We start from the raw sequence: 11,011 nt of genomic DNA, 5'->3' as shown, positions 1-11,011 counted from the left end.
GTCGGACTGAACATTGCCGCCTCCCCCTTGCCGAGGCGGGGGTACGGGAATTCGCGGCCCGGCTGCTGGCGTGTGTCACTTCCCCCATCATCCAATCCGACAGGTCGTTGTCCGTCGGTGGCAGTCTCGGCATCAGTCTTTTCCCGCAAGATGCCGGGACTGCCGACGATATGATTGCGGCCGCTGATCTTGCAATGTATCGGGCAAAACACACCCATGGGGACAACATCTGCTGCTACGACCCGTCCATGGACGAGCAGAGGCGCGCCAGGAGAGCACTGGCCGTCGATCTGAGGGATGCACTCGAGCACGAGGAATTCGTGCTCTACTATCAGCCGCAACTGGATACCAGGACAGGCGACGTCTCAGGTTTCGAAGCCTTGTTGCGCTGGCGGCATCCGCGCCGGGGCATGGTGTCACCCGTGGAGTTCATTCCGATTCCCGAGGAAACCGGTCTGATCCTTCCGGTCGGCGAATGGGTTCTGAAAAGAGCCTGCGCGGAGGCTGTCGCCTGGGAGCATCCCTACAGGCTCGCGGTCAATATCGCCGCGGCCCAGCTGACCCAGACCAATCTGGCGCAAACCGTCCACGAGACCCTGCTGCAGACGGGGCTTGCGCCGGACCGCCTGGAGCTGGAAATCACCGAAGCCAGCCTGATCGAGGATATGCAGGGCAGATTGAATGTCATCCGCAAGCTGAAGGCGCTCGGGGTCGGCATCGTGATGGACGACTACGGCACCGGCTATTCCAGCCTGGCCACGCTGCAGCAGTTTCCCTTCGACAAGATCAAGATCGATCGTTCCTTTGCCGGGGACCTGTCCACCAACAAGGTTTCCCAGGCCATCATCAAGGCCAGCGTGTTGCTGGCGCGAAGTATCGGTGTCTCCGTTCTGGCCGAGGGCGTGGAAAGCGAAGAGCATTACGACCTGCTGATGAAGGAAGGCTGTTCTGAAGTGCAGGGCTTCCTGTTCGGGCGGCCCGCTCCTTATTCCAAACTGTCTTCCCGTGGGCGCAAACATGCGGGGATACCGCGAGCGGCACCGACAAGCCCTGCAAATGTCGTGTCGCTGAAGCGGGGGTGAACCAGCTCCGGCCACCCCTGGCCGGGGTATCTGCCCGTCCGTACCCTGAGGGCATGACGGCCATGTGAGGAAAAAAGACCGGTTGCGCCAAGTTCGGTTTATGATCGGTGCATGTTGCTGAATTTTCTATCCGCACTTGGCGGTGTCGGTCTGTTTCTGATCGGCATGCTGCTCCTCACCGACGGTTTGAAGGCTCTCGCGGGCCGGCATATGCGCGAGGTCCTTGCCGGGTTCACCTCGACACCTCTTTCAGGGGTGGCCACGGGAGCCGTCACCACGGCCGTCATTCAGTCCTCCAGCGCGACGACCGTGGCCGCTGTCGGGTTTGTGGCCTCCGGCCTGCTGACCTTTCCCCAGGCGCTTGGGGTCATCTTCGGGGCCAACATCGGCACCACCGCAACCGGCTGGCTCGTTGCCATCCTCGGCTTCAAGCTGGATCTCGGGCAGGTCGCCTTGCCCTTCGTCTTCCTGGGGGCCTTCCTGCGGATCGCCTTTCGGGGACGGATCGGGCTCACCGGACAGGCGATTGCCGGTTTCTGCCTGATCTTCCTTGGTATCGAGTATATGAAGGACGGGCTCGAGGCCTTTGAAGGGGTCGTGACGCCAACCGACTTTCCGCCCGATACGGTGGCGGGCAGAATGCAGCTGGTTGTTATCGGGGCCCTTATCACGGCGGTAACCCAGTCCTCCAGCGCCGGGGTGGCGGCGGCCCTGGCGGCGCTCGGCGCGGGGGCGATCAATTTCCCCCAGGCGGCAGCGCTGGTCATCGGGATGAATGTGGGAACCACCTTTACAGCCGTTCTTGCGACCGTCGGCGGCGGCACCATGGCAAGGCGCACAGGCTATTCCCACGTGATCTACAACGTCACCACCGGGATCATCGCGTTGTTCCTGCTGGGTCCATTTCAGTCGCTGGTCGGGCCCTGGCTGGGCAAAGGCGACGGGCAGATTGCGCTGGTCGCGTTTCACAGCGCCTTCAACATGCTGGGTGTTGCCCTGATCCTGCCGTTCACGCGGCCGTTTGCCCGCCTGGTCGAACTGCTGGTTCCGCAGAAAGGCGACGATCTCACGAGATCTCTTGATCCGCTGGTGCTGCGCGAGCCGAGGGTGGCCCTTGGGCTTGCCAAGCAGACAGTCGAGCGGATTTCGCTCGCCATGAGCGAACATCTTCGCCGCAAACTCGGCCGGTCCGCCGTCACGGGCAAGGCGTATGAGAAGGACGACCTGGAAACGGCAATCCGGGAAACTCGGGATTACCTCTATCAGGCCGAGGTGCCCAAGGACGACACGGAACTGCTCGATCAGGTCAAGAACATGTTTCACATTCTCGATCATCTGGGCCGCTTGCTCTACCGCTGCGACCAGAGCGCGCGGATCAAGGAATTGTCCAATGACAAGCGCCTGAAGCGGCTTGCGGTACTCCTCGACGAGGCGGCGCGCCGGCATGCCGATCCGGAAGATCCGAAATCCTGTGAAGTGCATCTGGACCGGCTGCGGGGCATGATGCGCAAGCAGCGCAAGATCTGGCGCGAGCGGCTGATCACGGAGGCCGCGATCGACACGGAATCCGCCGAAACGGTCTGGGGCCGGCTGGACGCGCTCAGGTGGCTGCACAGGGTCACCTATCACCTGTGGCGCATCCGCTTGCACCTCAATACGCTGAGCGTGGTGGACGGCGGGGTGACATCCTCGGTCGAGGAAGCCCGGATCGATATCGCCCAGGACTGATCGACGGAAGACCGGGGCGGGCCCGCCCTGGAGACGGGAGCCGGTCTGGGCGTGTCAGCAGGGCATCGACCCGATCTGGTTCGATGTCGTCGCCGTGATCGTCATCGAGACGGGACTGATTGCGCCCCCGGTGGGATTGAATGTCTTCGTTAATCGAAGCGTTGCCCGGGATGTCCCATTTCGGCGATCTTCAAGGGTGTCCTGCCATTTCACGTGGCGATGATCTGCTGCCATTTGTCGATCACCGCCTTCCTCCGGGCTGCCCTGCCGCTGCCCGCAGTATGTTCAACTGACGGACGTTGCCCGCGTCCGTCAGATGCGCGGTTACAGGATCAGGTTGAGGATGCCTTTGACGGCATAGGGCAGGAGCGAATAGAGCGTGAAGATGAGCGAGCCCCAAAGGATGACGATCATCAGGATGTTGTTGAAGGTCACCACCGGCCGGCGGCGTCGTTCGTCCTTCAACCGGGTCTTGCTCCTGCGTTCCTTGCCGAACAGGACGACAAAGAAATAGCCGAAAGCGCTCAGCCGGATATCGGCCTTGTGACCCTCGGTGGCCCGCCTGCGGACGGCTTCAAAAATGGCGTCTTTCTGGAACTCGCTCAGATCGGCGGTTGCGTCCGGATCGACGTTGTTCCAGAAGGCAATGGTTTCTTCCGATTCTGCTTGTTTCAGCATTCTACGGTCTCCATGGGATTGATGTCGGTCCTGCTTACTTCGTCGCGCTCAGGATCGGAGCGATCCGGTCCACGTTAATGGTCATTGACGAAATAGTGGTAAACGGCAGGATGACCTCGAACGGGAAGTCGACTTCGATCTTGATGTAATCCGTCCCGGTGATGGTGACGGGCGTTGCCGCCACGGTCAGCGTGTCGGCATCGACATTGGTCAGGTAGCTGCGCATGGCGGCGGCAATGTCGTCCGGCGAGGTGTCCGCATCGATGTTCACCAGCCGGACAGCGCGTCCGAGCGCGTTGTTGACCTCGTTCCAGGTCTTCAGCGCATAGCCGATTTCCAGGATACCGAAGACGATCATCAGGAAAACAGGGAACACCAGCGCCATTTCCACCGCCGAGACGCCTCTCTGGTCGCGGAAGAAACAGGCCGGGAAAAAGCCGGCACGCGCGTTTTTGCGCGTGCGACCAGCCGGTTGCCTGGCGGTGCCGGCGGTTTTCGACTTATCGGATCTGAACATTTGTCTGAGATTCCACGTTGAATTGCGGCAGCAGGAAGCCCACGTGCAGCTTGGTGGCACTGATATTCATGAACACCGATGGCGGCGTGTCCGCGGTGCACCATGAGGTGCAGGAAACGGCGGTGGTTCCGCAGGAACACACCTTCTCGACGGATACGGATACGCCCGGATCACCTTCCGTGGTGGCCACCACCAGGTTCCTGATCTCCGTGGTGTCGTTGACGTTCGCCATGACGGCCTGGGCGCCGGTGCGGGTGCTGTGATCCAGATCGAGCCGTTCCTTGACGGCGACGCCGATGTCCAGCATCAGCAGCAGGCCCAGAATGAGGACCGGCGATATCAGGGCCATTTCAACGGCGGCCACACCGCGCTCATCACGCCAGAATTTCATCTTTGTGCCCCCAAAATCCGATCCTTTCGGGATGTTTCAGCAGCTGTCTTCATTCGACGAGCTGAACCAGTTGTTCATTCATGATGTCGCTGTAGCCCCGGGCCGCACAGTCGCTGCCCAGCCCGGCGTCACCGGTGATCTCCACCGTGTTGGCAACAATCTGGGTGCAGCCGCCGCCGACCGTGCTGGTGCCGGCAACCACGACGTGGCCGGAGGCGGCATAGATCGCCCCGTCCAGCCGCGAGCCGGAAGCGCCGTTGAAGATGTGCGTAGCGTTGGGTTCGCTCCGGTCGACAAAGAAGAGGACGCCCGCATAATCGCCGGTGGTCGGCGCGGAGATGTCGACATCCGCCGTGCCGGCGATGCTGACTGTCGCCCCGTTGGTGAGGTAAAGCGTGATGCCGGCTCCGAATACCTCGCCGGACGATTCAATGGTGAAGCTGCCGCCGTCGACCACATAGACGCCCGGGTTCATGGTGACATTGCGCTTGATGCTCAAGCCGCCGCAATAACGCCCGGCATCGATGGTGTAGGCGGTCCCCGGAGGGCCGGCGAAGGTGTTCGTGGGCTCACACGGATCGGACGTCGAGGGATCGGGCACACCGGCGAAGGGATCGTCTACCGCATCGGCATATTCGATCGGCGCCACGCATGTGTCCATGGTCAGGCCGGAGGTGTAGCTGACCTCGCCAACCGCCGAGATGCAGGGCGTGCTGACCACACCGCTGCCGATGACGGTCACCGCGTCGTTGGCCGTGGAATTGGAATGCACGTTGCAGCTTTCCAGGGTCGCGCTGGACGAGCCGGTGAAGGTGACCGCTCCGGAGGCACTCTTGTCCAGAGCGAGGATGCAGGTCGGGAAACTGCGCTTCAATGTTGCGACAGCACGGCTGGAAATCGGAACGTCGCCGGACGAAAACAGCGCGGTGAAGAGGCGCGGAACATCTTCGCGAACCGTGATCTCCACGGCATTCGTGTCTCCGGCATAGCTACCCGAAGTTGCCGGCCAGGATGTGGTCAGCGTGCCGATCGAGGTCCTGTAGCCTGTCGAGACCGCCGCCGCGAGGGCGACGCTGTCCAGGTCGCTTTGCTCCCTGCTGATCCTGAGCTGTGCGGCCGCGGCATAGGCGGCGACGTCCGCCGAGTTCTGCAGCTTGCGCTCGGTGAAGTACCAGTAGGACGCCTCGGCACCAAGGCCGAACCCCCCGATGACGACCGGCATGACGAGCGCGGTAAAGGTCGCGATCGTTCCTTTCCGGTTGGACACGAATGCCCTAGTGAGTGCCTTTATCATTGTGTTTTACTTTGCCTCAAGGTGACTCAATAGTTTAGGAGCCTACCAAGTAAGTGTTACGAGTTATAAAACCCGATATTTAGATTTTTGATTAAAATTAGTTCTGTTTTGGAGTTGTGTTTTGCAAGCTACTTGCAACCTGACCTTGCGGCATTCGTGGTAAAATTCCGTAAGGTGAAAAGTTCTTACTTTGCGTCTATTGGTTGTGTTTTTGGCGCAAATTTTGCTGAAATGCTCGGTTTTCAAGCTTCCCGGTTGGCCGATTCCAGCCCCGGCAGAGGTGCCGTTCCGGTTCTGCCGGACAGTTCCGATGGGTTCCGGAGGGGAAGAGAAAACCGGTCAGGCCACCGGTTGCGCGCCGGCCAGACCAAACAAAATTAAACCGGCCGCTTTGAAAAGGCGGCCGGCCAAAATTTCCTTAGGGGATTTTTTGAAGCCCGGAAGGGGGCAATTCACCTATTCGACGAGCTGGACCAATTGCTCATTGGTAATTTCGTTGTAGCCCAATGCCAGACAGTTGTTGCCGAGCCCGGCACTTCCGGTGATATCGATCGTATTGGCGACGACCTGGGTGCAACCTCCGCCGACGGAACTGGTGCCCGCAATCTGGACATGGCCCGAGGGCGCGTAGATCGCACCATTGAAGGCGGAGGCCGAATTGCCGTTGAAGATATGCGTGACTTCCGGGTCGGTGCGGTCGACAAAGACCAGGATGCCCTTGTAGATGCCGGACGTCGGCGCGCTCAGCTGCACGTCCGCCGTGCCGGCGAACTTAACCCTGGCGCCATTGGTCAGATAGATCATCACCTGGCTGCCGGAAAGCTTGGCGGTGGAGGTCAGCTCGAAGGTTCCACCGTCCACGATGTAGACACCCGGGTTCATGGTCACGGTGCGCCGGATGCTCAGGCCGCCGCAATAGCGGCCACCGGAGATCGTGTAGGTGGACGAGGCGCCGCCGCCAAAGACGGTTTGGGGCTCGCAGGGGATATTCGTAGAAGGTGCCGGAAGGTTGGCAAAGGGATCGTCGGCCACATCGGCATATTCGATGGGAGCCTTGCACTTGCTCATGGTCAGTCCGCTGGTGGCGCTGACCTCTCCGACAGAGGAGATACAGGGGGTGCTCACCTTGGCGCTGCCGGACACATCGACCGCATTGTTGGACGTTGAGTTGGCATGCACGTTGCAGCCTTCAAGAGTGACATTCGCGCTGCCTGTAATGGTCACCGCTCCCGAGGCTCTCTGGTCCAGCGACAGAATGCAGGCCGGGTTGCCCTTCGCGATTTTGGCGACCGCACGTCCGGCAATCGGAACGTCGCCTTTGGAGAAGAGCGAAGTGAACAGGCGCGGGATATCTTCCCTGACCGTGATTTCCACCGCGTTGGTATCACCCGCATAAGTGCCTGTGGTCGCCGGCCAGGTCGTGGTGATGGTGCCGAAAGAGGTGTTGTAACCGGTGGAGACCGCTGCAGCGAGGGCGACGTTGTTCAGGTCTGTCCGGTTTTTGCTCATCCTGAGCTGGGCCGCCGCGGCATAGGCGGCGACGTCGGCCGAGTTCTGCAGCTTGCGCTCGGTGAAATACCAGTAGGACGCTTCGGCCCCGAGGGCGAAGCCTCCGACGACGATCGGCATGACAAGTGCCGTAAAGGTCGCGATCGTGCCCCGCCGATCGGATGCGAATGCCTGCAAGAGTGCCTTGATCATGGTGTTGTGACTGCTTTTGGGTGACACATTGATCGCGGAGACTAGCAGCGGAGTGTTGCGAGAGTTGAAATCGGATGCCTAGATTTTTGATTAAAATGAAATCTATTCTTGCCGCTGCGTTTGCGGAGTGCCGCCTTGCTGCTGATTTGCGTTGTCCGCGAATTGGTCCGTCATAAACCGGGTTTCCTCTACGGCCGTTGACCTGGCGTGCAGATGACGGACGGCTGCGCATCAAGCCGCCGTGCGCAGGCGCGGTCCCCATCCGAGCGTTACACCGAGGCTGGCAAGGACAATGAGCAACAGGCCGGCGAACTGGCCGGGTCCGATCAGGCGGCCATATGCCACGGCGTCGACCACGACGGCGCTTGCCGGATAAAGAAACAGGAGCACCGCGATCACCGGTGTCGCAAGCTTGGGCAGGGCGCCGTAAAGCACCACATAGACCCCGCCTGTATGTACCAGGCCGATGATCATCAGCCAGCCCCATTGCGGCAGGGCAAGGTCCTGGGGAGCAAGCGGTGCGGCGGCCGTCAGCACCAGGGCACCGGTCAGAAACTGCAGCGAGGCAAGCTGCGGTGCCTTGATGCCGGAAATCCCCTTGGCGATAACCGTGACGGCGGCATAAAGAACAGCCGCGGCAAGAGTGATGCCTATTCCGGCAAGATAGGCATTGCTGCCGGATAGATCGGCTGCGGTGAGCCCGGTGGAGAGCACCAGACCGATGAGGGCCAGGGCGATCCACATCAGGGTGACGGCCTGCAGGCGTTCGCGAAAGACGGCCGCGCCCATCAGCACCACGATAAAGGGCTGAATGTGAACGACGATCGTGGCGACCGCGATGCCGGTCCGCCGGATGCCTTCGAAAAAGAGCACCCAGTTGACGGCGATCAGCGCGCCGCTGAATACGGCGAGCAGGAGCGTGCGTGGGGGCAGACGGACAATTCCGACAAGGTCGCCGCGCCAGAAACAGTAGAACGTGAGCGCAAGACCGCCGATGGCGCAGCGGTAAAAGGCGACGGAGACCGGATCGGCTCCGCTTTCCAGTACACACAATCCGAGGGTGCCGAGCATCGTCTGTGCGGCGACCACCCCGAGCATGCCTTCTGTCCGCCTGTTCATTGCCGCTCCGTCTTCTTCCCGCCGGTTTGAGTTGCTCCGGCTTCGGGCGAGCATTGGAGGATGCTTTCTTTATTTGGTCAAACGATATAGTCTGAAGATATTATTTGGTTTTACTGAACAATCATGCATCTGGACCACACGCTTCTCCGCACGTTTCTCGCCGCTGTCGACATGATGAGTTTCGCGCGGGCGGCGGCCCGTGTGCACAAATCGCCGGCTACGGTTTCCATGCAGATCAGGCGGCTGGAGGAGGAGATCGGCAAACCGCTCTTCATCCGCGACACCCGCAACCTCGCCCTGACGCGTGAAGGCGAGGAACTGGAGGGCTATGCCCGGCGTATCCTCAGGCTTCACGACGAGGCGGCCGAGGCTTTCCGCCGCCCGCAGATGGAAGGTGCGGTCACCATCGGTGCGCCGGACGATTATATTTCCGCGATGCTGCCGGATGTGCTCAGGCGGTTTGGCGCGCAGTTTCCGCGGGTGGAACTCAATGTCGTCTGCGCTCAGTCGACGGCGCTGCTGCCGCAGGTGGCGGCAGGTGACATAGACCTGGCCATCGTCACCCGGACCGGCGGCACGGAAGGCCAGCTCATCCGCCGCGAGCCCATGGTCTGGATCGCCTCGAGGGACGGCCAGGCGCTGGAACGGGACCCGCTTCCCCTGGCGCTTTACGAACAGGGCAGCCAGGCGCGTGCCGTCACGCTCGCAGCGCTCGCGCGCAGTTCTCTCCGCACCCGCTCAGCCTATGCCAGTTTCAGCCACTCCGCTCTCGTCACCCTCGTTGAAGCGGGGTTGGCCGTGGCCGCCGTCGCCCGCATGGCCGTGCCACCGAACGTGGTTCGATTGGGCGAAAAAGACGGGTTTCCGGAGGTCGAGCCGCTGGAGATCATTCTGGTGAAAGCCAAGGGCACCGGCAGCGCGGCTTCGGAGGCGCTGGCCACGGCGATCCTGGAAGGGGCGCGGTGATCGCAACCCTTCCGACCGGATTATTCCGCCAGTCCGTCAAAGGCCGCCAGGGCTTCGGCGCCATAGATCATGGACGGACCGCCGCCCATGTAGACGGAGACGCCGATGACATCGAGGATCTCCTCGCGGGTGGCGCCGTGGTGGGCCGCGGCGCGGGCGTGATAGGCCAGGCAGCCGTCGCAGCGGGCGGTGATGCCGATGGCAAGCGCAATCAGTTCCTTGGTCTTGGGATCGAGCGCGCCGGGCTTGGTCGCTGCCCCCGCAAGTGCGCCGAAGGCCTTGGCGACGTCGGGAGCGCCCTTGCGCACCGCGGCCATGCGCGCGTCGGTCTGTTTCAGGAAGGACGTCCAGTCGGATACAGCCATCTTGGCCTCCAGGTTCGCAAACAGGTAATTCCCGCAAGCCTAGACAGACGAAAATGCTCTGGCGTTGATATATCGCAAATCCTCTATGTATAGAATTGCGCAAGTTTGACGCAGGCAAGCGCTGGCCCGGCACGATAGTGGAATTCGACTGCGTCTTGCCAATTCCCCGACAGGCCGGGAACGGTCAGAGTTCGTGTTCGCGCACCAGGAAGGCGCCGGACCTGGGATGGTCGATGAAGTTGCCTTCGTCCTTCAGCAACGCGGCGCCGAGTGCCTGCCCCTCCGGTGTGCTCATGGCTTCCATCAGGTCCTCCTCGCCGTCGAATCAGACTTCGGCAACACAGTCGAATTCCGTCACCATGCCTCTCGAGCTGTGCAGCGCCTCGTTCATGGGCGTGGAAATCGTAGGATCCTGCACATAGCGTATGGCACGCATCTTGGAGGCGTTTTCCATGGAGTAAGGTCCGTGTTTGTTCAGCCGGTAGTCCGGAAACTCTTCGCGGCTGAGGTCTTCGCACCGGTGCAGGCACATGACAAACTAGATCATCCTGTATCTTCCTCTGCTGTTGCCGGTGGCTACAAGGTAACCCGGATTACACAGCGGCAAGGAGGCATTTCGGTCCGGTCCGGCCGATCAGTCTCCTTTGTCCGGCAAGGCACAGGCACCTGGTGTCAACCGGCAGCCTTTCTGTCACAGATGCCGTAACGTCTTCAGATGTTTCTGCCGAAGGCCTGTGCTATGATCCCTCCTTGCGGCACTCCAGTGGGTTGCGGCACTCCAGTGGGTTGCGGCAAGACGGCGAAGGGCGGAAAGGCCACGAGAGGAGGCATGACCGCCGCCATCCGGTCAATCGCTTTCGGCGCACAAACCTGATTTCCAAGTGTCCGGCGGTCGCTGTAAATCCGCGCCGGTCCGGTTTTGTTTCGCCTCCTGTTCATTTTCATAATCGTGACGAAAGGGAATTCATCATGCCCTATACCGCTATCACACATTGGAAATGCGAAAGCTGGGACGAGGGCATGACAGCTCTTGCTCAGGAGAAATACGTGCCAATGATCATGTCTGTCGGCGCCAGCAGGGTTCAGATGGTGCGGACCGGGCCCTTAACATTTTCCGTCATCACCGAATATGCGGATGCGGCCACCGCGGAAGCGGCACAGGCGCGGATT

13 protein-coding genes are annotated in these 11,011 nt (G+C 61.1%); 5 read left to right on the top strand and 8 right to left on the bottom strand.

Annotated elements, in window-relative coordinates; all coding sequences use genetic code 11:
- The 3 genes from ACQY7U_RS26345 to ACQY7U_RS26335 all read left to right on the top strand — a co-directional run.
- Window positions 1-1,082 (top strand): putative bifunctional diguanylate cyclase/phosphodiesterase (locus ACQY7U_RS26345; protein ID WP_428651645.1); only part of this gene is annotated, 1,082 nt, incomplete at its 5' end.
- Between the two features lie 111 nt (window positions 1,083-1,193).
- Window positions 1,194-2,810, top strand: a complete 1,617-nt coding sequence (locus ACQY7U_RS26340) for a Na/Pi cotransporter family protein (protein WP_428651642.1) — start codon at window positions 1,194-1,196, stop codon at window positions 2,808-2,810.
- A 94-nt stretch (window positions 2,811-2,904) separates the two neighbouring features.
- Window positions 2,905-3,033, top strand: a complete 129-nt coding sequence (locus ACQY7U_RS26335) for a hypothetical protein (RefSeq protein WP_428651640.1) — start codon at window positions 2,905-2,907, stop codon at window positions 3,031-3,033.
- A 101-nt stretch (window positions 3,034-3,134) separates the two neighbouring features.
- On the opposite strand, the gene ACQY7U_RS26330 is transcribed toward ACQY7U_RS26335, so the two are convergent.
- From ACQY7U_RS26330 to ACQY7U_RS26305, 6 genes are all read right to left on the bottom strand, one after another.
- Entirely contained in the window at window positions 3,135-3,488 is a 354-nt protein-coding gene (locus tag ACQY7U_RS26330; protein WP_428651637.1) for a hypothetical protein, read from the bottom strand.
- Window positions 3,489-3,522: 34 nt separating this feature from the next.
- Entirely contained in the window at window positions 3,523-4,005 is a 483-nt protein-coding gene (locus tag ACQY7U_RS26325) for a TadE/TadG family type IV pilus assembly protein (RefSeq protein WP_428651634.1), read from the bottom strand.
- Complete coding sequence (locus ACQY7U_RS26320) at window positions 3,989-4,396, bottom strand: TadE/TadG family type IV pilus assembly protein (protein ID WP_428651631.1); 408 nt, start codon at window positions 4,394-4,396, stop codon at window positions 3,989-3,991. Before ACQY7U_RS26320 ends, ACQY7U_RS26325 begins: the two co-directional genes overlap by 17 nt.
- 49 nt (window positions 4,397-4,445) lie before the next feature.
- Window positions 4,446-5,690 carry a pilus assembly protein TadG-related protein gene (locus tag ACQY7U_RS26315; protein WP_428651628.1) on the bottom strand — a complete coding sequence of 415 codons (1,245 nt, stop codon included), beginning with the start codon at window positions 5,688-5,690 and terminating at the stop codon, window positions 4,446-4,448.
- 456 nt (window positions 5,691-6,146) lie between these two features.
- Complete coding sequence (locus ACQY7U_RS26310; protein ID WP_428651625.1) at window positions 6,147-7,391, bottom strand: pilus assembly protein TadG-related protein; 1,245 nt, start codon at window positions 7,389-7,391, stop codon at window positions 6,147-6,149.
- A 231-nt stretch (window positions 7,392-7,622) separates the two neighbouring features.
- Window positions 7,623-8,510 carry a DMT family transporter gene (locus tag ACQY7U_RS26305; RefSeq protein ID WP_428651622.1) on the bottom strand — a complete coding sequence of 296 codons (888 nt, stop codon included), beginning with the start codon at window positions 8,508-8,510 and terminating at the stop codon, window positions 7,623-7,625.
- A 123-nt stretch (window positions 8,511-8,633) separates the two neighbouring features.
- On the opposite strand from ACQY7U_RS26305, the gene ACQY7U_RS26300 reads away from it, so the two are divergent.
- Window positions 8,634-9,476 carry a LysR substrate-binding domain-containing protein gene (locus ACQY7U_RS26300; protein ID WP_428651619.1) on the top strand — a complete coding sequence of 281 codons (843 nt, stop codon included), beginning with the start codon at window positions 8,634-8,636 and terminating at the stop codon, window positions 9,474-9,476.
- Between the two features lie 20 nt (window positions 9,477-9,496).
- Here ACQY7U_RS26300 and ACQY7U_RS26295 read toward each other — a convergent pair whose 3' ends face one another.
- Both ACQY7U_RS26295 and ACQY7U_RS26290 read right to left on the bottom strand, forming a co-directional pair.
- Entirely contained in the window at window positions 9,497-9,841 is a 345-nt protein-coding gene (locus ACQY7U_RS26295) for a carboxymuconolactone decarboxylase family protein (RefSeq protein WP_428651616.1), read from the bottom strand.
- A gap of 325 nt (window positions 9,842-10,166) precedes the next feature.
- Window positions 10,167-10,373, bottom strand: a complete 207-nt coding sequence (locus ACQY7U_RS26290; RefSeq protein ID WP_428651613.1) for an EthD domain-containing protein — start codon at window positions 10,371-10,373, stop codon at window positions 10,167-10,169.
- 437 nt (window positions 10,374-10,810) lie between these two features.
- Between ACQY7U_RS26290 and ACQY7U_RS26285 the strand changes: the two genes are divergently transcribed.
- Window positions 10,811-11,011: hypothetical protein (locus ACQY7U_RS26285; protein WP_428651610.1), on the top strand; the 201-nt coding region annotated here is incomplete at its 3' end.

It is taken from the genome of Roseibium sp. (genome assembly GCF_050301095.1).
GTDB lineage: Bacteria > Pseudomonadota > Alphaproteobacteria > Rhizobiales > Stappiaceae > Roseibium.
Note: the sequence above shows the minus strand (reverse complement) of the source record. Positions and strands in the feature narration are given on the sequence as shown.

Bases quoted from the DNA above. Each gene is read 5' to 3' on its own strand.
- ACQY7U_RS26330 (WP_428651637.1), bottom strand. From the start codon at position 3,488: ATGCTGAAACAAGCAGAATCGGAAGAAACCATTGCCTTCTGGAACAAC.
- ACQY7U_RS26315 (WP_428651628.1), bottom strand. From the start codon at position 5,690: ATGATAAAGGCACTCACTAGGGCATTCGTGTCCAACCGGAAAGGAACG.
- ACQY7U_RS26310 (WP_428651625.1), bottom strand. From the start codon at position 7,391: ATGATCAAGGCACTCTTGCAGGCATTCGCATCCGATCGGCGGGGCACG.
- ACQY7U_RS26290 (WP_428651613.1), bottom strand. From the start codon at position 10,373: ATGTGCCTGCACCGGTGCGAAGACCTCAGCCGCGAAGAGTTTCCGGAC.
- ACQY7U_RS26295 (WP_428651616.1), bottom strand. From the start codon at position 9,841: ATGGCTGTATCCGACTGGACGTCCTTCCTGAAACAGACCGACGCGCGC.
- ACQY7U_RS26320 (WP_428651631.1), bottom strand. From the start codon at position 4,396: ATGAAATTCTGGCGTGATGAGCGCGGTGTGGCCGCCGTTGAAATGGCC.
- ACQY7U_RS26340 (WP_428651642.1), top strand. From the start codon at position 1,194: ATGTTGCTGAATTTTCTATCCGCACTTGGCGGTGTCGGTCTGTTTCTG.
- ACQY7U_RS26325 (WP_428651634.1), bottom strand. From the start codon at position 4,005: ATGTTCAGATCCGATAAGTCGAAAACCGCCGGCACCGCCAGGCAACCG.
- ACQY7U_RS26300 (WP_428651619.1), top strand. From the start codon at position 8,634: ATGCATCTGGACCACACGCTTCTCCGCACGTTTCTCGCCGCTGTCGAC.
- ACQY7U_RS26305 (WP_428651622.1), bottom strand. From the start codon at position 8,510: ATGAACAGGCGGACAGAAGGCATGCTCGGGGTGGTCGCCGCACAGACG.